This window comes from Sedimentitalea arenosa (assembly GCF_016428585.1).
GTDB classification, from domain to species: domain Bacteria; phylum Pseudomonadota; class Alphaproteobacteria; order Rhodobacterales; family Rhodobacteraceae; genus Sedimentitalea; species Sedimentitalea arenosa.
Genome location: NZ_JAELVR010000002.1, coordinates 262,362 through 286,373 on the forward strand (window position 1 = coordinate 262,362; position 24,012 = coordinate 286,373).

24 protein-coding genes and 1 tRNA gene are annotated in these 24,012 nt (G+C 64.2%); 13 read left to right on the plus strand and 12 right to left on the minus strand.

The features are described 5' to 3' along the window. Positions 1 to 275: 275 nt before the first annotated feature. From JF290_RS04075 to purB, 3 genes are all read right to left on the minus strand, one after another. Positions 276 to 1,367 (minus strand): flagellar motor switch protein FliG, encoded by a 1,092-nt coding sequence (locus JF290_RS04075; RefSeq protein WP_199023468.1) that lies wholly within the window; start codon positions 1,365 to 1,367, stop codon positions 276 to 278. Between the two features lie 259 nt (positions 1,368 to 1,626). Beyond that, the gene (locus JF290_RS04080; RefSeq protein ID WP_199023469.1) at positions 1,627 to 1,785 is read right to left on the minus strand and encodes a chitin-binding domain-containing protein; all 159 of its coding nucleotides are present in this window, start codon (positions 1,783 to 1,785) and stop codon (positions 1,627 to 1,629) included. A gap of 149 nt (positions 1,786 to 1,934) precedes the next feature. After that, positions 1,935 to 3,239, minus strand: coding sequence for an adenylosuccinate lyase (purB, locus tag JF290_RS04085; protein ID WP_199023470.1), 1,305 nt, complete (start codon positions 3,237 to 3,239; stop codon positions 1,935 to 1,937). Between the two features lie 86 nt (positions 3,240 to 3,325). Between purB and JF290_RS04090 the strand changes: the two genes are divergently transcribed. Next, positions 3,326 to 3,757 carry a DUF6314 family protein gene (locus JF290_RS04090; protein ID WP_233155126.1) on the plus strand — a complete coding sequence of 144 codons (432 nt, stop codon included), beginning with the start codon at positions 3,326 to 3,328 and terminating at the stop codon, positions 3,755 to 3,757. Here JF290_RS04090 and JF290_RS04095 read toward each other — a convergent pair. Next, on the minus strand, positions 3,736 to 4,011 hold the full coding sequence (locus JF290_RS04095; RefSeq protein WP_199023471.1) for a DUF6455 family protein: 276 nt from the start codon (positions 4,009 to 4,011) through the stop codon (positions 3,736 to 3,738). The two genes, JF290_RS04090 and JF290_RS04095, sit on opposite strands and share 22 nt — an antisense overlap. A 193-nt stretch (positions 4,012 to 4,204) precedes the next feature. Here JF290_RS04095 and JF290_RS04100 point away from each other — a divergent pair, with 193 nt between their 5' ends. The 3 genes from JF290_RS04100 (at position 4,205) to JF290_RS04110 (ending at position 5,848) form a co-directional block, all read left to right on the plus strand. Further along, positions 4,205 to 4,804 (plus strand): biotin transporter BioY, encoded by a 600-nt coding sequence (locus JF290_RS04100; RefSeq protein WP_199023472.1) that lies wholly within the window; start codon positions 4,205 to 4,207, stop codon positions 4,802 to 4,804. A gap of 130 nt (positions 4,805 to 4,934) precedes the next feature. Further along, positions 4,935 to 5,495 carry a hypothetical protein gene (locus JF290_RS04105; RefSeq protein WP_199023473.1) on the plus strand — a complete coding sequence of 187 codons (561 nt, stop codon included), beginning with the start codon at positions 4,935 to 4,937 and terminating at the stop codon, positions 5,493 to 5,495. 2 nt (positions 5,496 to 5,497) lie between these two features. Further along, positions 5,498 to 5,848 (plus strand): hypothetical protein, encoded by a 351-nt coding sequence (locus JF290_RS04110; protein ID WP_199023474.1) that lies wholly within the window; start codon positions 5,498 to 5,500, stop codon positions 5,846 to 5,848. A gap of 11 nt (positions 5,849 to 5,859) precedes the next feature. Here the strand turns inward: JF290_RS04110 and JF290_RS04115 are convergent, their stop codons facing one another. Continuing rightward, positions 5,860 to 7,077: a bifunctional alpha/beta hydrolase/OsmC family protein gene (locus JF290_RS04115; protein WP_199023475.1), complete on the minus strand. Its 1,218-nt coding sequence runs from the start codon at positions 7,075 to 7,077 to the stop codon at positions 5,860 to 5,862. A gap of 342 nt (positions 7,078 to 7,419) precedes the next feature. Between JF290_RS04115 and JF290_RS04120 the strand changes: the two genes are divergently transcribed. Further along, on the plus strand, positions 7,420 to 7,635 hold the full coding sequence (locus tag JF290_RS04120) for a hypothetical protein (RefSeq protein WP_199023476.1): 216 nt from the start codon (positions 7,420 to 7,422) through the stop codon (positions 7,633 to 7,635). Positions 7,636 to 7,688: 53 nt separating this feature from the next. Here JF290_RS04120 and dddP read toward each other — a convergent pair whose 3' ends face one another. Next, on the minus strand, positions 7,689 to 9,035 hold the full coding sequence (dddP, locus tag JF290_RS04125; RefSeq protein WP_199023477.1) for a dimethylsulfonioproprionate lyase DddP: 1,347 nt from the start codon (positions 9,033 to 9,035) through the stop codon (positions 7,689 to 7,691). 95 nt (positions 9,036 to 9,130) lie between these two features. On the opposite strand from dddP, the gene JF290_RS04130 reads away from it, so the two are divergent. From JF290_RS04130 to JF290_RS04140, 3 genes are all read left to right on the plus strand, one after another. Further along, positions 9,131 to 9,877 carry a heme-dependent oxidative N-demethylase family protein gene (locus JF290_RS04130; RefSeq protein WP_199023478.1) on the plus strand — a complete coding sequence of 249 codons (747 nt, stop codon included), beginning with the start codon at positions 9,131 to 9,133 and terminating at the stop codon, positions 9,875 to 9,877. Positions 9,878 to 10,038: 161 nt separating this feature from the next. Further along, positions 10,039 to 10,521, plus strand: a complete 483-nt coding sequence (locus tag JF290_RS04135) for a hypothetical protein (protein ID WP_199023479.1) — start codon at positions 10,039 to 10,041, stop codon at positions 10,519 to 10,521. Next, a complete protein-coding gene (locus JF290_RS04140; protein WP_199023480.1) occupies positions 10,518 to 11,459 on the plus strand; it encodes a polyprenyl synthetase family protein in 942 nt (313 codons plus the stop codon). The genes JF290_RS04135 and JF290_RS04140 overlap by 4 nt, the downstream gene beginning before the upstream one ends. A gap of 10 nt (positions 11,460 to 11,469) precedes the next feature. Here the strand turns inward: JF290_RS04140 and JF290_RS04145 are convergent, their stop codons facing one another. From JF290_RS04145 to JF290_RS04155, 3 genes are all read right to left on the minus strand, one after another. Next, positions 11,470 to 14,802, minus strand: a complete 3,333-nt coding sequence (locus tag JF290_RS04145) for an adenylate/guanylate cyclase domain-containing protein (RefSeq protein ID WP_199023481.1) — start codon at positions 14,800 to 14,802, stop codon at positions 11,470 to 11,472. A 57-nt stretch (positions 14,803 to 14,859) separates the two neighbouring features. Further along, positions 14,860 to 16,749 (minus strand): FAD-dependent oxidoreductase, encoded by a 1,890-nt coding sequence (locus tag JF290_RS04150; RefSeq protein ID WP_199023482.1) that lies wholly within the window; start codon positions 16,747 to 16,749, stop codon positions 14,860 to 14,862. A 285-nt stretch (positions 16,750 to 17,034) separates the two neighbouring features. Continuing rightward, positions 17,035 to 17,111: transfer RNA gene (locus tag JF290_RS04155), tRNA-Ile, on the minus strand. Between the two features lie 117 nt (positions 17,112 to 17,228). On the opposite strand from JF290_RS04155, the gene purM reads away from it, so the two are divergent. The 3 genes from purM to rnd all read left to right on the plus strand — a co-directional run bounded on the left by purM (position 17,229) and on the right by rnd (position 20,163). Then, entirely contained in the window at positions 17,229 to 18,275 is a 1,047-nt protein-coding gene (gene purM, locus JF290_RS04160) for a phosphoribosylformylglycinamidine cyclo-ligase (RefSeq protein WP_199023483.1), read from the plus strand. Continuing rightward, entirely contained in the window at positions 18,272 to 18,868 is a 597-nt protein-coding gene (gene purN / locus JF290_RS04165; protein ID WP_199023484.1) for a phosphoribosylglycinamide formyltransferase, read from the plus strand. Before purM ends, purN begins: the two co-directional genes overlap by 4 nt. 137 nt (positions 18,869 to 19,005) lie before the next feature. Then, positions 19,006 to 20,163: a ribonuclease D gene (gene rnd / locus JF290_RS04170; protein ID WP_199023485.1), complete on the plus strand. Its 1,158-nt coding sequence runs from the start codon at positions 19,006 to 19,008 to the stop codon at positions 20,161 to 20,163. A 12-nt stretch (positions 20,164 to 20,175) separates the two neighbouring features. Here rnd and JF290_RS04175 read toward each other — a convergent pair whose 3' ends face one another. Continuing rightward, positions 20,176 to 20,682 (minus strand): hypothetical protein, encoded by a 507-nt coding sequence (locus tag JF290_RS04175; protein ID WP_199023486.1) that lies wholly within the window; start codon positions 20,680 to 20,682, stop codon positions 20,176 to 20,178. 134 nt (positions 20,683 to 20,816) lie between these two features. Here JF290_RS04175 and JF290_RS04180 point away from each other — a divergent pair, with 134 nt between their 5' ends. Further along, a complete protein-coding gene (locus JF290_RS04180) occupies positions 20,817 to 21,227 on the plus strand; it encodes a SufE family protein (RefSeq protein ID WP_199023487.1) in 411 nt (136 codons plus the stop codon). Positions 21,228 to 21,309: 82 nt separating this feature from the next. Here JF290_RS04180 and JF290_RS04185 read toward each other — a convergent pair whose 3' ends face one another. Next, the gene (locus JF290_RS04185) at positions 21,310 to 21,966 is read right to left on the minus strand and encodes a DUF1638 domain-containing protein (RefSeq protein WP_199023488.1); all 657 of its coding nucleotides are present in this window, start codon (positions 21,964 to 21,966) and stop codon (positions 21,310 to 21,312) included. Positions 21,967 to 21,994: 28 nt separating this feature from the next. Further along, complete coding sequence (locus JF290_RS04190; RefSeq protein WP_199023489.1) at positions 21,995 to 22,696, minus strand: corrinoid protein; 702 nt, start codon at positions 22,694 to 22,696, stop codon at positions 21,995 to 21,997. Positions 22,697 to 22,902: 206 nt separating this feature from the next. On the opposite strand from JF290_RS04190, the gene JF290_RS04195 reads away from it, so the two are divergent. Then, positions 22,903 to 23,982, plus strand: a complete 1,080-nt coding sequence (locus JF290_RS04195) for a PA0069 family radical SAM protein (protein WP_199023490.1) — start codon at positions 22,903 to 22,905, stop codon at positions 23,980 to 23,982. Positions 23,983 to 24,012: the final 30 nt, after the last annotated feature.

Here is a 24,012-nt window from a genome sequence, read left to right on the forward strand (position 1 = left end):
GTCCTGCGACAATGCCTTTTGAACTGAACTTGACGCTATCAACTGTCACATGCGACGCGTCCATGCCGAGTTACGCGGAAGTTGTCGTTTCTATCTTTGGCCGAGTTTGGTCCGGTCCGATGATCTTGATCCGCAGTTCACCATAGGAGCGGACTGCAACCTCGATTTCACCGGCCTACGCTGTGTATCTTGTCATCCGTTCAGATCTACTGTTGCCAAAGGAGCCTTGGTTCATACGCCGCCCGGTCCAATCAGCCTCTCGTCGACCTAGCAGGTCATTCGTCGCCGTCCGCATCCTCGGGCACGATCAACTCCAGTTCTCCGGCCTGTTCCTGGGCGCGGATCGCCGCGACCACCTCGGTCATCGCGGCCTCGCCATCTCGCGGCTTCACTGTTCCCTTTTCGGTGATCTCCTCGCGCAAGTTGTCCGCCATGCGGGTGGACATGTTGCTCAGGAGGAACTCCGCCACCGGTGCTGTCTCCTCGTCGGTCGCGGCGGCCAGTGCCGTGAGCAACGTCGCGGGTTCCACGGCACGGATGATCTTTGGCACGTCGCGCGACTGAACCCGCGCAGGGATATGTGCGAAGGTAAAGATCGACTTGCGGACCATCGTCGCGAAACTCGCATCGGTTTCGTCGAGACCTGTCAGCATGTCGTTGCGCGTCGCTGCCGCCGACTGGTTCAGGATCGCCCCGACACGTGCCTCGGGACCCTCGTCAAAGGCAAGGATCGGCTTGTGATCCAGCTGGCTGGCCAGTGACAGCCCGATACGGTCGACCGCGTCGGGGGTCACCTTGCCGGTGCGCGAAACCGCATAGGTGATTTTGCGGGCCAGCTGTCCCGGCAACTCGCCCAGAAGTGCCGCCGCTTTGGCGGTGTCGAGCTTGGAGAGGAGAACGGCGGCGACCTCGATGCTTTCTGCCTGCGCCATCGCGGCCAGATCGGACACCGGCAACGCCTTGAGCCGCGACCAGGGATCGCCCGCCTGCCGGACGCCTGCCTCCTTACGCAGCCGCGCGGCGGTTTGGGGGCTGATCTTGCCATCCATTTGCGCCAGCGCCTCTGCCAGGCCTTTTGGAAACGCCAGTCCGACGCCGTCAAGTGCGCCCGCGAACTCCTCGACCACCGAGGCCAGAGTATGACGGTCGACGAGCCCCATGCTGCCCATCTGCTGAATCAGCTTGGCCTGCAGGTCGTCGGGCAGGTCCTCGATGGGCAGATCCGCGCCCTCGCTCAGGAGCAGCCGCACGACGATGGCGGCCTTTGCACGGCTGTTCAGCGCGCGCGGAGCCACCGTGCCGCCAATCTGCGGCGCACGGCTCGATTGAGCCATCGGCAATTGTGGAAGCGAAGCCTTATCCTGCATCTCTGTGACCTTGACTGCCGGCCCGGAGCCGGGCTTTGGGGCAATCTAGGCCGACAGCCGTAAACAAAGGCTGAAGTCTATTGCTTTGGGTTGTCCTTCAGCGCAGTTCTGTAAGCGCCAACTTGTCCAATGATCTGTGCCGCCGCGCGAATAGTTCCCGCGCCATGTTCAAGCGCGCACCACGAATTCCGCACAACCAATAAGAAAAGGCGATCCGGCTCTCGCCGGATCACCGTACCGCGTGAGCGGGGTGACAGGTTTAGCTGCTGGCCTGTTCGACGCAGGATTCCGAAACCGAATCCCATACCGAGCCCGGCGCGCAGGATTGCGCCTGGTGCTCCTTGCCGGCGCAATAGGCAAAGGACATTGCCGGGAGCAGTGCAAGCGCGGCGGCGCAGGTCAGTGTCTTGAACGTCATGGTCGTGCCTCCTGATCCAGTGTGCAGAGAACCATAGTCCGAAACGGGATTCGATCAAAGCGCCGCGCCTGTGAACGCCGGACCTGCTGGATAGCGTTTGCGTGAACGGTCAGGTTTTGAGCGCACCTCGCGACGTTGATGCGCAGGTATCAGTCGCCGAAAACGCGCTTGAAGATCGTGTCCACATGCTTGGTGTGATAGCCCAGATCGAACTTTTCCTCGATTTCCTCGGGCGACAACGCCGCCAGAACGTCGGTATCACCCAGAAGCTCGGTCTTGAAATCCTTGCCTTCTTCCCAGACCTTCATGGCGTTGCGCTGCACCAGCCGATAGGCATCCTCGCGGCTGACCCCGGCCTGGGTGAGCGCCAGCAGAACGCGCTGGCTCATCACCAGTCCTCGGAACTTGTTCATGTTGGCCAGCATGTTGTCGGGGTAGATCACCAGCTTGTCGATGACCTGGGTCAGCCGCGCCAATGCGAAATCGAGCGTGATCGTGGCGTCCGGTCCGATATTGCGCTCGACGCTGGAGTGGCTGATGTCGCGTTCGTGCCAGAGGGCCACGTTCTCCATCGCCGGCACCACCGCCATACGCACCAGCCGAGCCAAGCCCGTCAGGTTCTCGGTCAGGACCGGGTTGCGCTTGTGGGGCATCGCGCTGCTGCCCTTCTGCCCGGCGCTGAAAAACTCTTCGGCCTCGAGCACCTCGGTGCGCTGCATGTGGCGGATTTCGATGGCGACGTTCTCGATGCTGCTGGCCACCACGCCGAGGGCCGCGAAGAAGGCCGCGTGGCGGTCGCGCGGGATCACCTGCGTGCTGATCGGTTCGGGTTCCAGCCCTAGTTGCGCGCAGACATGCTCTTCGACTGCCGGTTCGATATTGGCGAAGGTACCAACCGCTCCCGAAATCGCACCGGTCGCGATCTCCATCCGGGCCTTCTTCAGCCGGTTCAGGTTGCGGTCCATTTCCGCGTAGAACCGCGCGAAGGTCAGGCCCATCGTCGTCGGTTCTGCATGGATGCCGTGGCTTCGCCCGATCCGCACCGTGTCCTTGTGCTCCAGTGCGCGCCGTTTGAGCGCTGCCAGCAAGCCCTTCATGTCCTCGATCAGGATGTCGGCGGCGCGAACCAGTTGCACGTTGAACGTGGTGTCGAGCACGTCCGAGCTGGTCATGCCCTGGTGGACGAAGCGCGCCTCGTCGTTGCCGATGATCTCGGCCAGATGGGTCAGGAATGCGATCACGTCGTGCTTGGTAACGGCCTCGATCTCGTCGATGCGGGCAACGTCGAATTCCACGTCTTTCGCCTTCCACACCGCAGCGGCGTTTTCGCGCGGGATCACGCCCAGATCCGCCATCGCGTCACACGCATGGGCTTCGATCTCGTACCAGATGCGGAACTTGGTTTCCGGCGACCAGATGGCGACCATGTCGGGGCGGGAATAGCGGGGGATCATCGGGTGCGGCACCTTGTTCTGAGCGGGATGGGGTTGCGCCGCGTCTTAAACTGACCGATCACGCGCCACAAGGCGCGAGGTGGTAGATGACTCCGATTGACCGCAAGACTAAAGAGATGCGTCAGCTGGACGATTTTCGTGGCACATGGCGGATCGAGCGCGTGATCCGCCATGCGGACGGGATGGCGGCGCGATTCGAGGGGCGGGCGGTCTGGACTCAGCACGGTGCTGATCTCGCCTACGAGGAAACAGGTGTGATGCGCCTCAAGGGGCAGGCGACTGTTTCGGCTCGCCAACGCTATACTTGGCATCCCGATCTGACGGTCAGCTTTTCCGATGGCCGGTTCTTTCACACGGTACCGCCTGATGGCGGAGAGACATCGCACGTGTGTGATCCCGATCGGTATGACGGGCACTACGACTTTAGCAACTGGCCAAGTTTTTCGGTTACCTGGCGCGTGTGTGGACCACGAAAAGACTACGTATCGCGCAGCACTTACAGCCGCGTGGAGGGCTGATCGCCGCGTGCGGCGTCCAGAACGGTCTTGTTGCGGCAATAGTCCGGCGCTTCGCTCAGCATGCCGTTGGCAGACTGCAATCGCGTGCAGGCATCCTGGTCCGTGCACGTCGAACAGCGCAGCACCATGCGGCGCAGCCGCGGCGCTTCGAGCTCGGGATCCACGGCCAGCATCGCGCCGAGATCAGTGCCCAGCCTGTCGGCCATGCCGTTCACCAGGTCCGTGCTGCGGGACAGTTTCGAGATCAGGCCCATGGGGACTCCCCTTACGGTAAGGTTGCACAATGCAACTGACGATCAGCATGCCACGCCCGCACGCCCCGCGTGTTGATATCGATCAAGTGCGGGGGCGTCCCGCGCCAGGCTGCGAATGCAGAAAATTGTTGCGGCAACGCAGCGTCTGCGGCATCAACCCGTTCAAACCGGCAAGACAACAGGAGCATTGCCCATGACAATCGCGCTTCCCAATCGTGTTCTGACCGAGGCGATCGGCCCGCAATCCGGCGCCGCATTGCGCCTGAAGCAACTGGTCCTGGTGCTGGCCGGGATCGTCGTTCTGGCGGTGGCCGCCAAGATCCGGGTGCCGATGTGGCCGGTGCCGATCACCATGGGAACCTTCGCCGTACTGTCGATCGGGGCCGCTTATGGCGCGCGGCTCGGCTTCGTTACGATCCTCGGCTACATGCTGGTCGGTGCCGTCGGCTTCGACGTCTTCGCCGGCTCCTCGTCCGAGGCGGCGGGACTCAGCTACATGATGGGCGGCACGGGCGGCTACCTTTTGGGCTACGTGCTGGCGACCGTCGCGCTCGGTGCGCTCGCGGCCCGCGGCTGGGACCGCTCATTCGGCAAGATGGCCCTGGCGCTGCTGATCGGCAACGCGCTGATCTACCTGCCGGGCCTCGCCTGGCTGGGCCAGCTCTATGGCTGGGACAAGCCGATTTTGCAGTGGGGTCTGACGCCTTTCCTTTTGGGTGACGCCATCAAGCTGACGCTTGCAGCCCTTCTGCTGCCGGCGCTGTGGCGCCTTGTGGGAACCGCGCGCGGCTGAGCCGAAGCTTTCTGAACCGAACATGCGGGCCCGGAGGCATCCTCCGGGCCCGTTTCGTTTGGAGTGCCTGTCCTGTGGACAAGCCCGCGCGCTCGGGGCAGAGTTCCGTGCAAACGTGAACGGAGACTCGATGCCACACTCGCGCCTATCCCTGAAGAGCGCCCTTGCGACGGCGGCCCTCCTGCTGGCGCCCGTGGCGCAGGCCGACACGCCGCTGACCTACACCGACAACGGCAAGGCCCTGTTCTCCCTCTCGGTGCCGGATTTCTGGACCGTCCATGTGGGTGGACCCCGTGACCTGGCCGATCCCGAGACCGGTGAAAGCAGGTTCGTCAGCCGGGTGATCGGACTTCAGCCGCAGACCGACCCGCGCCTCTGGGTCGGGCTCGTCTCGCCCTTCGGCGTGCGCGATTTCGCAGGCGTGCAGAAATACCTTTCCGAAATCGGCCCGTTCCTGGTCAAGGATGCGGTGGTCGAAGATTTGACCCGCAAGACCATCGCTGGTCGCGACGCGCGCACGCTCACCGGCAAGGGGCGGCGCGACGGCAAGACGGTCCATTTCACCGCGGTGGCCATTGATCTGCCCGCCAACCGCATGGCCGTGGCGGTCGTCGTGATGGAGGCCGGACTCGACCAGGCCAGCCTTGCGGATGTGAACCGGATGTTCGCCTCTTTCAGGGCGGGGAGGTGAGCATGATCGGCACGCGCATCAAACGCTCCATTCTTGCACTGGCGCTCGGCCTTTCGAGCCTTGGCTTGGCCGCTTGCGATCCGGACGGGGTTGGGGTCAGCGGCGGCGTCGGCGTCTACTACGATTCCATGCTCTGGAACGATTACTATTACGGGGGGCCAAGGCCGCCCTACTATCGCCCGCCGCCAAACCGACCGGTCCCGCCCGCGCGCCCGCCTGTCGGGGTGACGCCCCCGATCGGCACGGTGCCGCCGGGCTTCCGACCACCCACGGCCCGCCCACCGGTGACCCGCCCGCCCGTGGCGCGCCCACCGATCCACCGGCCGGCCGGCGGTGGCGGACGGTTCCGGTAGCGGACAGGCGCTCACTCGTCCTTCAGGCGTGTCACGACCTCTGCGCCTTGTTCCAGCGTGCGGTGCACAGGACACTTGTCGGCGATCTCCATCAGCCTGGCGCGCTGCTCTTGGTCGAGGTCGCCGGTCAGGCTCACAACCCGTTCGAACCGATCGATCCGCGAGGGCTGGCCCGCATCGGCATCCTCTGCATGCACCTTGGCATGGGAGATATCGACGCTGACACCTTTCAGCGGCCACTTCTTACGCCGCGCATACATGCGGATCGTCATCGACGTGCAGGCGCCAAGCCCGGCTGCCAGCAGTCCATAAGGGGTGAGTCCGCGGTTCGTGCCGCCATAGGAGGTTGGTTCATCCGCATAGATGTGGTGGTCGGGGCCTGACTGAACATCCTGCAGGAACCCGTCGGGATCGGCTTCGCGCACGCGCACGATTCCTTCCGGTGCGCCCGGTGGCGGAGCAGGCGGTGTCAGGTCGACATAGCGCGTCAGCCACGCCGCGATCACGTCGGCGGCGTATTCCGCATCGCGCGCACGGCTTATCAGGTGGTCTGCATCGTCCAGGGTCACGAAACTCTTTGGGTGTTTCGCTGCAAGGAAGATCTGGCTGGCGTTGTCGATACCGACAACGTCGTCTAACGGCGCGTGCATGACCAGAAGCGCCGCCCTGAGCCGTGCGAGCACCGGCGCCAGTTCGCTCGCCGACACGTCCTCGACGAAGTCGCGCCCGATGGTGAACGGCCGCCCGCCAAGTTCGACCTCGGCCGACCCTTCGCGCCGGATCGTGTCGAGCGCACCGGCGAAATTCTGCGTGACATGGCCGGGGTCGAACGGTGCGCCGATCGTGACGACGGCCGCAAGCCCGTCGATCTCTCCGGCCGCTTTCAGCACCGCGGCCCCGCCCAGCGAATGCCCGATCAGCAGGGATGGCGTCATGTCGCGGCCGCTCAGATACCGGCAGGCTGCCAGCAGGTCGTCGACGTTGGACGTGAAGGAAGTGTTCGCGAATTCCCCCTCGGAATGCCCCAGCCCGGTGAAGTCGAACCGCAAGACCGCGATCCCCATGCCCGCCAGTCGCGCCGCGATCCGCCGTGCCGCCGGAATGTCCTTGGAGCAGGTGAAGCAATGAGCGAACAGCGCCGTGGCCAGGTGCGGCCCTTCGGGCAGGTCAAGCCGCGCGGCCAGCGTCGACCCGTCATGGCCGGCAAAGGTTATACGTTCGGTGGGCATTCGATCCTCCTGTGATGTTCCGAACCTGAGGGGGTGCGCGAGGATTGCCAAGGGGATTGATCGTCGGTTCACGCAGGGGTGAGGGTGTCCAGGGTTCGTTGAGATACGCGATCGCGCAATCGCTGCCGGAGAGTCAGTAGGACGGATGCCGGGGAAAATGGAGGTCAGCTTGTCTCGATTGCGACGCCGGACTCGTGATCCATCGATCGCGTTCTCGAACACGGGGCGCGAACAAACTTGTCCCTGGCTATCCCTTGATCTTCAAGTTCGCACGCTTGGGTATGACGCCAGCGTTTCCATTGTAAATGACCCGGTCATTTCGCGCAGCGCCCCGGGGGCACCGTGATCGAGGAAATCAACGCTGCGAACACTCGTGAGAAAATCAGACTCGACAAGGTCTTCTCGATCACCAGTTTCGCCGATCTGGTTGCAAACCACATGACGGACTTCACCGACGGATCGATCGAGCAGACCTGTATCAGCGATGGCGCCGGCCTGAACATCACACTCGAAGGTCTTCTGATCGCCGATCTGGACAGCGGGGACTTCCTGTTCTGAAAGTCGCCAAGTCAGCAAGGGCGCATCCTCGAGGGTGCGCCCCTTTTTTGCCGCTATGACCTGCCACCCATCAAAGCTGCGTCGAACGGATAGCGCGTCAGGTTCTCGTAGCCGTCCTCGGTGATCAGCACCTGGTCTTCGAGCTTGATCGTGAAATCTCCGCCGACCTCTCCCACAGCGGCTTCAACACAAAGCACCATGCCGGGTGCGAGCGCATAGTCGAAGGCGCCCGGAACTGCCTTGTCGGGATAGGCCACCAGGGGCCATTCGTCACAAAGGCCGACCCCGTGCATCAGGCAACCATATTTCTGTGCCTGGAACCTGTTGTCCAGCCGATGGCAATTGGCGGTCAACTCGGGGATGGTCACACCGGGTTTCAACATGTCCATGTTGGTCATGATGTGCTCATGGGCGTGCTGCATCGCGTAGACCATGTCCGGACGGGGCGCATGGTCGCCGATCCACCAGGTGCGCGAGATGTCGATGCAGATGCCGTAGGAGCCGATCAGGTCGGTGTCGAAGGCGACGATCTCGTTCTTGTTCACTACCCGCGGTCCGCATTCCTGGAACCATGGGTTGGTGCGTGGTCCCGACGCCAGCAGGCGGGTTTCGATCCATTCTCCGCCGCGCTTGATGTTTTCGGCATGCAACACGGCCCAGATGTCGTCTTCGCAAGTGTGCCCATCGCCCACATTGGCGCGGGCGAAGTCTTCCATCGCACGCACGGAGGTTTCACAGGCATGGTTGGCGCAGCGCATCGCCAGGATCTCGTCCGGTCCCTTCACGGCGCGCGCCTTCTCGGTGACTTCCTCACCCTCCATGAGAACAAGTCCCTGTGCCTCCAGCGCCCGCGCCCCGCTCAGCATGATCTTGTCCACCGCCAGCCGCTTGTTGTCGCCGGCATGGTCGTACAGCACGTCGGCCACTTCGGCGGCAAAGGCCGCGCTGCTGTCCTCTCCCCTGTCCCCGCAGGAGAAATAGAACATCGATGCGCCCGATCGCTGCTCGCGCACCAGCGGGTTGAACGTGCTCAGGAACGGTGAATTCTTGTAGTCCCAGATCACCATATACCCATCCGCGCAGAGCAGCACGGCGCGGAACGGGTTATGCGTGTTCCACAACTGCATGTTGGTGCTGTCGGTGGCATAGCGGATGTTGAGCGGGTCGAACATCAACAGACCGCCATAGCCGCGTGCGACGATATGCTGGGTCAGCCTTTGCCAGCGGTACGTCCGCATCCGCGGCAGGTTTGGCAAGGTCAGCCCCGCTGCCGCCCACTCCGCCAGCGCCAATTGTGTCGGCCCGATCTCGATGCGGTCCTGATCGTTTGGAGTTCCGTCGGCCAGTATGTCGCCTTGCGTCGGGTCGATCTTGCGCCTGTCGCGGTAATGGGTGTTCATGGGCAGGCCTCCTCGACAGTCATGCTGCGACGGGTGGGGCAGGGCGTCCGTCCGGAATGCGACCGGGCCGGTGTCGTTTTTTGGGAGCGTTGAAGATGCGTGAAATCCTGCAGCAAGAGCTGCCCTACGACGTCGCCGCGGCGCGTCCGCTGCCGGGGATCCGGCCGCTCGACATGGCCGACTGGCTGCTGCGGGACGAGGCCTTCGCGGCACAGATGGCCGAGCGCGAGCGGCTTCTGGCGGCTCGGCGAGAGGAGGTGCTGGCTCTCGATCCTGCCGCACGGACGGCGGCGCTGGAACTGCTTGACCTGGTGGTGGCCCAGGCCTTTCCCGGCGCAGGCGATCACGTGACCCGGCCCGATGGCGTGACGGTGGCGCTGGACCGGACCGATCCGATGGACACACTCGGGCGCCTCGCACAGGAGGATTTCTGCATCCTCCAGAAGCAGGGCGACGAACATGTCCTGACCGGCGCGGTCCTGTGCTTTCCGGCGAGCTGGACGCTACGCGAGAAATTCATGCGCCCGCTCACCACGATCCACGATCCGGTCGACAGCTACGACCAGGGCATGGCCAGGCGGGTGCAGCGCCTGTTTGATGGGGTGCGTGTGGGCCAGCCTCTCTGGCGGTTCAACGCGCTCTGGTATGTCGACCCGACGCTGCACCAGCCGCGCAGCGTTTCCGATCCCCGCCCGCGCCAGACATCCGGCGCGGCCGAGTTTTTGCGCAGCGAACGCCAGACCATCCTGCGCTTGCCGCGCAGCTCGGCAGTCGTATTCGCGATCCACACATTCGTCGTGTCGCGGCGCGACTATGAGGCGCACGGGCAAATGCCCGATTGATCGCCGCGGCCACAGCTCGCGGACGTGACGGGCACATGCATGCCGCCAACAGTGCCGATTCAACCGCGAATTCTCGGGCAGAATTCCGTTGAACGACCGTGAGCATTGCGTCTCGGGCAATTGGTCGTAAACTGTTTGATGGGTGAAGACGGGGGCAGACGATGAGCGCGAAAAAGCCGGGCTTCGGCGAAATCGGCGACATGAATGAACTCGTGGCGCTCTATGTCGATACCGTGCAGGCCTGGATCGACGCACTGCCGCGGCATCGCGACGAATCCGAACCGCCCCCCGGATCGAACCGAGAGATCATGCTGCTTCTGGCGCGTGCGCAGGCGGCCTGGCTGACCAGCGGTCTTCGGTATGGCCAGCAGGTCAGCGCGTTGATGGCCGATCGCGGAATGGACCTTGCGGGCCTGACGAGCCTTGTGCGCGAACCGCCGGCCGACGCCACCCCGGACGAGACACGCCGCCAGATCGAACTGATCGACAAGGCCCGCGATTTCCTGACCCAGGTGGCCGATGCTTCCCTGACCGAGGCCGAAACCCTGCGTATCCAGTTGCTCAAGATCGAGCGCGAGTTGCGCGCGCTTCAGGCAGGTGGATCCGACCCGGACCCCAAACGCAACGTCCGGACCAAGCGATGAACAACGATCATGGGGCAGGGCGGGCCGACTGGGTGATCCCGGAACTCGGGTTCGAGGTCGAAACCGAGCGCTTGCGCCAGGCCATTGCCGACTGGCTCGAAGGCACCGATCCCGAGATGAGCGAGGCGCTTGGCTGGCAGTTCCTGGCAGGCTCCAAGTATTTCCGTCCGCTGACCATGTTCAGCTGCGCCCGCGCGCAGACCGGCGAGGTCAGTGATCGGGTGATCCGATCGGCGGTCGCGCTGGAACTGTTTCACAACATGACGCTGGTGGTTGACGATATTCTCGACCGGTCCGACACGCGTCGGGGCAAGGCGACGATGCACGCGAGGTTTGGACAGCTCAACGCGCTGATGACGTCGGGCTACATGACCGCCGAAGCCTATCGCATGATGGCCGACGACGCGCAGGCGGTGCGGCTCTTGTCGGAATTGATGACTCGTCTTGGGGCGGCGGAATGTGCGCAATGGCGGCTGCGCTGCCAGCCGCTTGGCGTGTCGGATTGGCGCAAGCTGGCGCAGGAGGACACCGGCTCGATGTTCGAGGTCGCAGCCTGTCTCGCGGATCGCAGCGAGGCGCTCAGGCTCTATGGCCGCTATCTGGGGATGCTCTATCACGCCTGTGACGACGTATCCGACGTGCGTGGCACCGATGCGCTCGGAGAGGGTGGTGGCGACGAGGATATCCGCGACGGGATCCTGACCCTGCCGGCTGCCATCGCGACTCTCGACAAGGACGTGCGCGAGATGTTTCGCAAACCGGACGCGTCGAACTATGCGGCGTTGGCCGCGGCCTTCCGCGCCGTGTTGCCCGAGGCCGAGGCCGAACTGGACATCCTTGCCGACCAGGCGCGCGATGAAGCGATCAAGAACGCGGACGATCCTGCGCCATTGCTGGCGCTGGTCGACCGCACGCGATTGCTGGGCAACAAGGTCTGACCAGGGCCGCTCAGGCCTTGGCGGTCTGGCGTTCGGTTTGCTGCAGATGTTTCAGCAAGCGCGCGGCTCGCACCGGGTCGGGATCGTCGCGGCCTTCGGGTAGGGCTTCGATCAGCGGCTTCAGCAGCGTGCGGCCCGTCTCGGGATCGCCTTGCCGGCCCAGCAGATCCGCAAGGCCCGTCGCGGCGCGAAGCTGCCAGGCGACGGCCTTGAGCTTGCCGCCCCATTCCAACGCATCGCGCCAGGCTGACAGGGCGGACTCGCCGTCGCCTGCCATCTCGCAGACCCGTGCGCGCGCGATGCGCACATCGGCGGCCAGCGAGATTTCGCCCGAGGTCGCGACCAAATCTTCGACGCCGTCCAGTACCGCAAGCGCGGCGTCGGTGTCGCCCTTTCTCGCCAGCATGATCGCCTGCATCCCGCGGAAATGCGGCTCGTGCAGGCGGAAGGACATCGCCCGACAAACATCGAGCGACGCGCCGACGATGTGCAACGCTTTCTCCAGTTCGCCGGTCGCCGCCAGCGCCTCGGCCTGCCAGAACAGGCTGAAACCGGCCGCGAAATCATACCCCATCCGCTTGGCATAGCTGACCGCGTCGGTCGCCACCTGCAACACCGCGTCGGACCGTCCCTGCAAGGCCGCGAGGCGGCAGATGCCGTTCACCTGGGCGTAGATCTGCGAATAGGGGTCATTCAGCGTTTCGGCATGATCCAGCGCCGATTGCGCCATCAGCGTCGCCCGTTCGGAATGGCCGGTCGCCCAGAGCGATGCGGCATGCCAGCATCGCGCGATCACCAACGGGTCGCCCGTGGTGTGACGCGGCGCGGACGAATCCCACGCGCCGCTGGCGAAATGCTCCTCGGCCCGTTCGGCCCAGTGGCGCGACTCGGCATAGTTGCCGCAGCTGTAGTGCGACCAGGACAGGGCCGATCCGGCCGAGACGAGAAGTCGCGGATCGTCGCCTGCGATCTCGGCGATACGCGACAGTTCCACATGACCCGCCGACACTTCGCCGCGCATCGCAAGATGCGCACCGTATCCGTTGTGAAAGGCGATCTGGAAATCCTTGCTGGTGCCGGACGGATCCAGGGCGCGCGCCCGGGCGAAGGCGGCGCCGACCTCGGGGGAGGCATGGCCCTTGATCCCGCTCAGCACCGCGCCGTGAGCCACGTGCAGTTGCAGTTCCAGCGTCTCGCGGTCTTCCGTCTCTGCCATACGCGCGACCTGGTCCAGCCCGGCGCGCACATGGGCGTGCGCCTCGCTGGTGACCCCGCGCTGGCGGGCGGCTTGCCCGGCGGCGAGCCAGTAGCGGGCTGCCTCCGCCGGAGCGCCGGCTTCGGCATAGTGGCGCGCGACGAATTCCGGAGCGGTCTTCAGCCGATCGGGAAAGCTCTCCTCGATGGCGCGGGCGATGCGCAGATGCATGTCCTGACGGCTTCGGTTCAACAATGACTCATAGGCGGCGTCGCGGATCAGCGCGTGGCGGAACACCCAGGTGTCGGCCTCCTTGGCGGCAAAGATCAGGTCGGCATCTGCCAGGTCATGCAGCGCCGCCACCACCGCCTCGGGTGTTCTGCGCGACACCTCCAGCAGCAGTTCGAGGTCGAATTCCCGCCCGATCACCGAGGCGATCTGCGCCACCTGGCGTGGACCGCTCAACTCGTCGAGCCGAGCCATCAGCGTGTCGCGCAGCGAGGCCGGAACCGCCGTGATGGTCTGGTGATCCATCTGCACCAGCGACTTGGTCAGTTCTTCCGCAAAGAAAGGGATGCCATCCGCCCGTGCCGCAAGTGCCGCGCGCACGTCCTCGCTCAGCGTCAGGTCGGGGGCGAGATGGGAAATCAGCGTCTGCACCTCGCGCGGGTCCAACCTCTCGATATCGCAGAGCGTGACGCGTTCGGATTCGCCCCAAGGTGGCTCGAGCCCTGGCCGGAAGGTGCCGACCACCAGCACGCGCCCCTCGGCCACCACGTCGGTCATCCGATGCAACAGTTGCAGCGTCGTTGGGTCGGCCCAATGCAAATCCTCGAAGAACAGCATGACCGGGCTTTCCTTCGCCGCCCGCAGGATCAGCGAGAGCATCGCATCGAACAGGCGTTCACGTTGCAGGCCGACCGAGATCGTCAGCGGCGGGAAGCGGTCGGTCGGTAGTCCCATGAGCCCCGCGATCAGCGCGCCCTGGTCTTTGGCCTGGCTTTCGGTCAGCCCGAAATAGCCGAGAATCTTGTCGATCTTCGTGTCCGGCGAATCCTCGCGGTCGAACCCCGCGCCGTATTCCAGCGCCCGAATGATCGGGTGCAGCGCCGTGTTGGAAAAATAGGGCGAACAATGCAACTGCACCAGCGATGGCCCTTCCATCCCTGAGCGTTGTTTCAGTTCCCGCAGCAGCCGGCTCTTGCCCAGACCGGCCTCGCCGCGCAGCATGATGACGTTGCCCTTGCCGGCCTTGGCGCGCGCCCAACCCTCCATCAGCAGGCCGATTTCGACGTCGCGCCCGACCAGCGGGGTGATCTGCTGGGTGTTGCGCGCCTCGAAGCGATTGCCGCTCTGGGCCGGGCCGATGATCCGCCAGGCTCTCGTGAGACCGGGTATGCCCTTGAGTTCGAGCGGCTTCAGAGGCTCGCTGTCGAAGCTGCGCCCCAGCAGCCGGTGCGTGCGTTCACCGACCACGATCTGATCGGGTTCCGCCACTGCCTGCAGACGCGCGGCCAGGTTCGGCGCATCGCCCGAAACCACCGCGCCTTCATACAGTCCACGCCCGACAAGGTCGCCGACGACGACCAGCCCAGTGGCAATGCCGATCCGTGTCTGCAAGCGCAGGCCCTGCGGCGACTTGAGCTGCGACAGGGCCTCGATCAACGCCAGACCCATGTTGACCGCGCGTTCCGTCGCGTCTTCCTGCGCCGTCGGATAGCCGAAATAGACCATCGAGCCGTCGCCGAGGAACTGCGCCACGTGGCCGCCGGCGCGGGTCGCGGCGTCGGATACCGTTTCGTGGTAGAGCCGGATGAGGTCGCGGAACTCCTCGGGGTCGAGTTGAGAGGATATCCGCGTCGAGCCGACCATGTCGCAGAACAGGATCGTCAGTTGCCGCCGTTCGGCCTCCCATTCGGTGGCGCCGCGTCGCGGTCGCGCGACCTGTTCGCGCTCGGGCGCGGCCTCCTTGATCGCCCGCAGGATCATCAGGCGGTGGCCCAGGATTTCCACCCCAAGCTGTTTGAGCGCCTCGTGGTCGAGGTCGTTCAGGAGGTCCGGCGTTATCTGTTGGCTTTCGAAACTCTCCGCGTATTGCGGCAAACCGATCTCGGCCAGCCAGGTCGATATTCCCATAGCTCTTCCCATGTCTTTCCCCCGGCTTCCCCTCCGGGTCTATCCGTTGCCGTCGCGCCGAAGGGCGCGTCAGCTCTTCTCCCCATACACTTTCTTGCCGTCGCCCTTGTGCTTGCGAAATCCCTTGTCGTCGTAGTTCCAGTAGATCGGTCCGGTCGCCAGCGGATGTCCCTTGGGCAGGTTCCGAACCGAGTTGGTCCAGTTGATCGGGCCGAGGTACTGCGGCGGGTTGGGCTTGCGCCCCATGAAGGGTTGCAGTGCCTTTACGGCGGCCTTGATGAACTTGCGCTGCATCTCTTCCCAGCCGCTGCCGTATCTGCCCATCGTTGTGTTCGCCTCAGACCACAGCTTGGCGCTGGCGGCCAATGGCGCCCAGGCCAGCTTGAGGGCCTGGAACAGTTCCGGCGGAAAGGATTCCGGCTCCAGCACCGCGATCGGTTCCGCGCGCGGCGCACGGCGCGCGCGGATCGCCTCGGCCGCGTTCAGACCCGAGATAACGGCCCCCTCAATGGTCGAAACGTCCATGAGGTTCTTGACGTAAGTGCCCGCCATCCAGAGATTTTCCAGCGGCGTCTCGGTATCTGGTCGGCGCTCCCAGCTGCCGACCATGTTGGCGAATAGTTCCTCGCCCGTGTTCATGTCGAATGCCGTCTTGCGCAGATCGATGTCCTTGAGTTCGACCGGCAGGTGCTGCATCACCTCGCGCAGCACGTATTCAATCGCCGTGGTCGGATGATCGAGGTCGAGGATCAGTTCATATTCGTGCTTGTGTCCCTTCGGATGGCGTTTTTCTGCCGGCACGGACAGCAGTGACACGACATCCGAACAGGTCACGTAGAGGAACGTGTTCGGCTTCTGACCCGCGGGGGTATCGTGCCTGATGTCGCGCCACAGCTGGGTGTAGTCGAGGAACGTCATATAGTATTTGGCGCCCTCGAAATCGGTCACGTCCTTGGGCAGTTTGGCGATATGGCAGTTCAGGTAGAGCTGCAGCGCGCCCATCGGCTCGGCCTCGAGATACTGCACCTCGCCCAGATGCGGTGCCGCGTCATAGAACTCGTCCGTGAGCAGCCGCTTGATGGCGCCGGGAGTCACGGCGAGGATGACGGAGTCATGCGACACGTCCACCTCTTTCGTATCGGTGGTCTTCCAGCTGTCGTTCACCGAGGGCGACCGGTTCACGATGTCGAATTCGAGCTTTGCGATCTTCGTGCGTTTTTCATTAGGCAGAACCTTGCTCAACCGATGCAGGGGCATCAGCTCGAAACGCTTCTCCTTGCCGGGCTCGTTGAAACTTTCCAGCGTTTTCAGCCAAGGCTCCATCAGGTATTCCCACTTGTTTCCCGCCAGCAGGAAGAACTCGGGTACCGAATAGCGGTTGGTGTACTTCACGAAGGTCCGATAGCTCTTTGCCGAAGCTTGATAGGACGAGATCGCCCAGACGGTTTCCCACAAGGTCTGATGCAGGTCGGCGGCGGTTCGGGTCATGTAAGGGCGCGAGTGCAGGAACCCGTTGACAGAATACTTGTCCAGCAAGTCGTGCTGGTGTTCAGGCTCGGCCAGCATGTCGATCATCGAGTACATGTAGATGAACAGGTCCGGCGCCGGCGCGGCCTCGGAATCCATGTTGCGCAGGAAATCCTGTGGCCCGCTTGGATTGAACATCGCGGGCAGGCGGTCCAACTCGTCTCCGCGCAGGAAACGGAAGGCTTCGCGTGGCGTGAAATTGTTCTTGATTCCGATCTGCTCGGCGATGGTCCAAAAGTTGAAATAGAAGTTCGGGAACATGTGATAGGAGTGTTCCCGCCGGGTCCGGGTCACCTCGTCCCAGTAGGAATGCAGCATTCCGCCGACGAATTCGTCCTGTTCATACAGCGTGACGTGGAAACCGCGTTCGAGCAAACGAAGGGCCGCGCTCATTCCGGCGACGCCAGCCCCGACAATCGTTACAGTCTTCATGCTACCCTCCCAGGTTGTTCGCGTTTTCCGCTAACGATGCGGAACAACACTCGTGAAGATGGTAACACGGATCGAAACTTCGATTAACACTCAATAAAACCGATCGGCAAGCTGTTGTATATACACAATTTTGATCGATTTGTGATCAGGCGAACGGCATCCTTACCGGGCGGTGGAATGGGGTGGGACAATCCCTGGTTGTGTCGTGCGGGTTGTGTCGCGCAACTCGGGGGCGGTCTCCCTTGGATGTGTAACCGCGGGGGCGTCTCTTTCGCGAAGAGAGGATGGTAGGCCCGGAGGGACTCGAACCCCCAACCAAAGCGTTATGAGCGCTCTGCTCTAACCAATTGAGCTACAGGCCCGCCTGCCGACTGCCTAGCACGGTGGACGGGCGCGTCAAGATGGCCCATGCCGTGCCGGCTGTTGCAAGCGCCTGCGCAATGCTCTACCCCGCGCGCATCAGTTCAGGGGATATGGCCATGACGACGGGAAAGACCGGAATCACCTATGCCGACGCCGGCGTGGACATCGACGCGGGAAACGCGCTGGTGGACCGTATCAAACCCGCCGCGAAACGCACCGCGCGGCCCGGAGTGATGAGCGGTCTCGGCGGCTTCGGAGCGCTGTTCGATCTCAAGGCAGCGGGATTTGACGACCCGGTTCTGGTCGCCGCGACGGATGGGGTCGGCACCAAGCTGCGCATCGCCATTGACACCGGACGTGTCGATCGGGTGGGGATCGACCTCGTCGCCATGTGCGTCAACGATCTGGTCTGCCAGGGGGCCGAGCCGCTGTTCTTCCTCGATTATTTCGCTACCGGCAAGCTCGACACCGAGGCGGCGGCGCAGATCATCGAAGGCATCGCCACCGGCTGCGAAGCTTCGGGCTGCGCGCTGATCGGGGGCGAGACCGCCGAAATGCCGGGTATGTATCCGGCGGGTGATTTCGATCTGGCGGGCTTCGCCGTCGGCGCGATGGAGCGCGGCGCGGCACTGCCTGACGGCGTGGCGGCAGGCGACGTGCTGCTGGGGCTGGCCAGCGATGGCGTGCATTCCAACGGGTATTCCCTTGTACGCAAGCTGGTCGAGATCTCGGGCCTGTCCTGGGAAGACAACAGCCCGTTCAGCGGCGGGACGCTGGGCGACGCGCTGTTGACCCCGACCCGGCTCTACGTGCGCCCGGCTCTGGCCGCGATCCGAGCGGGCGGCGTGCATGCACTGGCCCATATCACTGGCGGTGGACTGACTGAAAACCTGCCGCGTGTGCTGCCCGACGGCATGGGCGCGACGATCGACCTCGCCGCATGGGACATGCCGGACGTGTTCGGCTGGATGTCCGAGGTCGGCGAGATGACCGAAGCCGAAATGCTCAAGACCTTCAACTGCGGCATCGGCATGATCCTCGTTTGCGATCCCGACATGGCCAATGTGGTGAGCGAGACCCTGACGCAGGCGGGCGAGACCGTGCATCGGATCGGCACCGTGACTGATCGGCCCGGCGTCACCTATACGGGCAGCCTGGCGTGAGCGAAAAGCGCGTCGCGATCCTGATTTCCGGCAGCGGCTCCAACATGGTGGCGCTGCTCGACAGCATGACGGGAGACCATCCGGCGCGGCCGTGCCTCGTGTTGTCCAATATTGCGAGCGCTGGCGGCTTGGAAAAAGCCGCGGCACGCGGCGTGCCGACCGCCGTGGTCGATCACCGCCCCTTTGCGGGCGACCGCCCCGCCTTCGAGGCGGAGCTCATGAAGCCGCTGCTCGACGCCAAGCCCGACATCATCTGTTTCGCGGGGTTCATGCGCATCCTGACGGCCGGGTTCGTAGACCATTGGGCCGGCCGCGCCCTCAACATCCATCCGTCACTGCTGCCCAAGTACAAGGGCTTGCACACCCATGAACGCGCGCTTGCTGCGGGCGACACCGTGCATGGCTGCACCGTCCACGAGGTGACCGCGGATCTCGATGACGGGCCAATCCTCGGGCAGGCGCGGGTGCCGGTCGTGGCCGGTGACACGCCGGAAACGCTCGCCGCGCGCGTGCTTCGGGAAGAACATCGGCTCTATCCTGCGGTGCTGCGGCGCTTCGCGGCCGGAGACCGCCGCCGGGTCATGCTCAACTGACATCCGCGCCGTCCGCATGGTTTGCAAATGCTTTCCTTTGCCGTAAGACGATGGGGTGAAGCGGCTGCCTGACGGTCTTTCACGGCACCAGCGACCCACTTCACAGATCACAGCAAGACCGGAAAACGTTCCACCATATGAAAACCCTGACCACCACCCAAGAGCTGGCCGATTTCTGCGCGCTGGCCCACCAGCAGCCCTATGTCACGGTCGACACCGAATTCCTGCGTGAACGGACCTATTATTCCAAGCTCTGCCTGGTGCAGTTGGCCTTGCCGGGAGAGGATGACGACACCGCTGTCCTGGTCGATCCGCTGGCCGGCGACATGTCGCTCGATCCGCTCTACGACCTGTTTCGCGACACGTCCGTGGTCAAGGTGTTTCACGCCGCGCGGCAGGATCTCGAGATTTTCTGGACCGAGGCGCGGGTCTTTCCCGAGCCGCTGTTCGATACTCAGGTGGCAGCGATGGTGTGTGGCTTTGGCGAGCAGGCGGGATACGAGACGCTGGTCCGCAAGATCGCCCGCGCCCAGGTCGACAAGACAAGCCGATTCACAGACTGGTCGCGCCGCCCCCTGACCGAAGCGCAGAAGAAATACGCGCTGGCGGATGTGACCCACCTGCGCAAGGTCTATGAATACCTTGCCGACGAGTTGGAAAAGACCGACCGCGCCCGCTGGGTCGCGGAGGAACTGCAGATCCTGACCGATCCGGCGACCTATGACGTCCAGCCCGAAGAGGCGTGGAAGCGCGTGCGCACACGGACCAATTCGCCGCGTTTTCTGGCCATCGTGCGCGAACTGGCGGCGTTTCGCGAAACCCACGCACAGAGCAACAACATTCCGCGCAACCGGGTGTTCAAGGACGATGCGCTGGTCGAACTGGCGTCGGCCAAACCACGCACGCAGGCCGATCTCGGCGGGATGCGGCTGCTGCTGCGCGAAGCCCGTAAGGGCGCGATCGCGGACGGAATCCTTGCGGCGGTCGAACGCGGCCTGAACTGCCCCAAGGACCAGTTGCCCAGCCCGGACCGCAGCCGCGAAAGCCTGCAGGTCAACCCGGCGCTCGCCGACCTGCTGCGGGTGCTGCTCAAATCCAAGACCGAAAGCTCCGGTGTCGCCGCCAAGCTCATCGCGACCAGCGCCGACCTCGACGCGATTGCGGCGGGTCTGCGCGACCTGCCGGCGCTGACGGGTTGGCGGCGCGAAGTGTTTGGCGAAGACGCGCTCAGGCTTTGCGACGGCCGGATCGGCCTTGCGGCACAGGGGCAGCAGGTGGTGGCGGTCGATCTCTAGCGGCGCGCGCGCTCAGCGGCGGCCGCTCTCCAGGGCGTTCTGGGCCGCGCGCACCCGCACCAGCCGGATCGCGGCCAATTGCTGCGTGTTGAGGCTGTAGCCGTTGACCACGCGCCGCGTGCGTTCGCTGCCGACAGGTGTTGCGGACTGTGGGTAGGCGACACGGAATTCCAGTTCCAGCACGCCGTTCTCGTCGATCAGGTCTTCGGAGACCGGCCGCAGTTCGGCGCCGTAGGCACCTTGCCGGCTGGCCACGCCTTCGGCCACGATGACCGCGCCGCTCGGCGCGGGGGTGATCCGCAGATCGGTCACCGTGGCGATCAGCACCGACACGTCCTCGGGCGGCGGGCGACGCAGGCCGCTGCCGCTGCGCTCGGGAAGCAGCGGATTCACGGTGCCGTCAACGGGAACGGTCTCGCCACCACCACCCCAGTTGCTCGGGTTGATCCGCGAGTCGCGCCAGCCACAGCCCGACAGGATCAAGCTGCTCGCAACGAGAAGGGTGAGGGGAAATTTCATGCGCTTTCGCCGATCTGGAGACTTGCCTCCTGTCCGGTTACCGCATCCGGCCGCGGTTGAAAAGACGCAAGGCCGGGCTGGACAGTCGGTGTGGGGCGACTTACCTCAGGAACGAGCGAAGCCGGGGAATACGCATGGCCACCAACGCCTTTGAAGACATCGTGGAGGATTTCGAGTTCCTGGAGGACTGGGAGGATCGCTATCGCCACGTGATCGAGTTGGGCAAAGCGATGGATCCGCTCGACGATGCGCTGAAAGTTCCGGCGACCAAGGTCGACGGCTGCGCGAGCCAGGTCTGGCTGCATCCGATGATCGAGGGCGAGCGATTTCGGTTCGACGGCGACAGTGACGCGATGATCGTGCGCGGGTTGATCGCCGTTCTGCGCGCGCTCTACAACGGTATCCCCGTCGCCGAGGTCCCGGCGGTGGATGCACGGGGCGAGTTGGCCCGGCTGGGGCTGAACGATCATCTTTCGGCGCAACGCTCAAACGGCCTGCGAGCGATGATCGAGCGGATTCGCGCCGTGGCATCCGAACACGCCTGACCGACGGGACACGTGGGGGGGGCGCTGCCCCCGTCCCCTGCGGGGCCTCCCCCGGAGTATTTGTTCGAAGATGAAGCGGCGGTCAGGCGGGGCTGTCGACCCAGCTCTCGAGAGTGGTCGCAAGGTCGCCATAGCCGGTCCGGCGGCGTTCAAAGGCGAGGCCCAGCTTGTCGGCGCAGCGCCTGGCCCGCTCGGTCAGGGCCGGATCGTCTGTCTGTGCCAGGTAGACCAATTTCTCGTAGTGGCCGAAATACGCCTCGCGCAGTTCGGGATGGCGGTCGAGTCCCAAAGGTGTCCAGACGAAGGCGTCGAACTGGCGGGCCAGGAAATCGGTGAGGTAGAAGGCGGTGATCTCGTCCTCGTGGTCGGCGAAGCGGTCGAGACCCTCGTAGAAGGCGTAGCAATGCGGGCCCTCGACCATCCTGACGCCCAGCCGGGCACAGGCCGCCTGCAATTGCCCACCGGTGCCGCAATCGGCATAGACGACGAAGATGTCGTCATAGGAGGCGTTGTGTTTCGCGATGGCGGCCTCGACGGCCGCGGTGATCCGGTCGGGGTGGTTGTGCAGGATCGCGGGCAGACAGGTGAGGTCGATATGCGTCCAAGCATTCCTCTCCTTGAGATCAAGGATCTCGCGGACGAGGGCACCGCAGGCGATCAGAAGAAGCTTCCCGCCCTCTGTCGCGGCGAGGCCGCTGCGTGTCAGGGTGGCGTCATCGGGCAGGGGAGCGCGTGTCATGGTCTTCTGACGGCCGACGGCGTGCGGGTCAGCCGACCGCCATTCGGTTGTGCTTGCGGCCGACGAAGTCCTTGGCGGTTTCGACCGCTACGGCGGCATCCCGACAATAAGCGTCCGCGCCGATCGCCTTGCCGAATTCCTCGTTCAGCGGTGCGCCGCCGACCAGCACGATGTAGTCGTCCCGTTTGCCCTGTTCGATCAGGGTGTCGATCACGACTTTCATGTAGGGCATGGTCGTGGTCAGCAGGGCCGACATGCCCAAGATATCGGGCTGTTCGGTTTCCAGCGCCTCGAGGTAGTTCTCGACCGGGTTGTTGATGCCCAGATCGACCACTTCGAACCCGGCACCTTCCATCATCATGCTGACGAGGTTCTTGCCGATGTCGTGGATGTCGCCCTTGACGGTGCCGATCACCATCTTGCCGACGCGCGGCGCGCCGGTTTCCGCCAAGAGCGGCTTGAGGATCGCCATGCCGCCCTTCATCGCGTTAGCGGCCAGAAGCACCTCGGGCACGAACAGGATGCCGTCGCGGAAGTCGGCCCCGACGATGGTCATGCCGCCGACCAGCGCTTCGGTCAGGATCCGATAGGGCTCCCAGCCGCGATCGAGCAGGATGTTCACGCCCTCCTCGATCTCTTCCTTGAGACCGTCATAGAGGTCGTCGAACATCTGCTGGACCAGTTCCTCGTCGTCCAGTTCCGACAGGATGATGTCGTCTTCGTCAGACATGCGCGCGTTCCTTGATGGCGTGGGCGTCGCCCCGGTGGCCGTTGTTTCATCGGTTTTGCCGTTTTGCCGTAGGGCGACTGCGATATTTACGACATAGGCGGCTCCGCAACCGACACTAGGGGGAAATCCGCCCGATTGATAATGAAGATTGCGCATGGTGATCATGCTGTGCTTGCAGGAGTTCTCCTAATGTTCCAATGTCGGGCATGGCCAGCGCAGAGCATATCGATCCGACACGGCGCAAGGGGCGGGGCGCGCTTGGCAATGCCGCCGGGCGGTACGACCTGGCGCGCGAGACCGAAGCGGATGGTTGGGACCGTCCCGAGGATCTGCCGCCGTTGCGCACCGAGGTGTCGCTGGAACGGCCGCGCCGGATGATCACCTACAACCGCAGTCCGGACTTGCCGTTTGATCGCTCGATCAATCCCTATCGCGGGTGCGAACACGGGTGCGTCTATTGCTTCGCGCGGCCGAGCCATGCCTATCTGGGCCTGTCGCCCGGGCTTGATTTCGAGACGCGGCTGGTGGCGCGGCCCGAGGCGGCCGAGGTGCTTGCGCGCGAGCTCTGCGCGCCGCGTTATCGGGTGGCACCGATCGCCGTAGGCACCAACACCGATCCTTACCAGCCGATCGAGCGGGATCATCGCATCATGCGCGACTGCCTCTCGGTGCTGGCAAGGTTCCGGCATCCGGTGGCCATCGTCACCAAGGGCACGTTGATCGAGCGCGACATCGATATCCTGGCTACCATGGCGCGGCAGGGGCTGGCGCGCGTTGGGGTTTCTTTGACGACGCTTGACCCGGTCCTGAGCCGCCGGATGGAGCCGCGCGCGCCCGCTCCGGCGCGGCGTCTGCAAATGATCCGGCGGTTGACCGAAGCGGGGATCCCGGTGCGGGTCATGACGTCGCCGTTGGTGCCGGGGCTGAGCGATCACGAGCTCGAGGCGCTGCTGGAAGCAGGGCGCGCTGCCGGGGCCGATGCGGCGAGTTGGATCATGCTGCGCCTTCCGATGGAGGTTTCCCGGCTCTGGCAGGATTGGTTGGCCGAGCATTACCCTGCCCGGGCGGTACGGGTGATGGCGCGGCTGCGAGAAATGCACGGCGGCAAGGACTACGACGCACGATGGGGGCATCGTATGCGGGGGCAGGGACCCTACGCTGAAATGGTGGCGCAGCGGTTCCGTCTGGCGGCGAAACGGCTGGGGCTGGACCGGCGCACCGAGCCGCTCCGATGTGACCTGTTCAGGGTGCCGACCAAAGTGGGTGACCAGATGTCATTGTTCTGACAGGATCGACCAAATGAAAGAGGGGGAGAG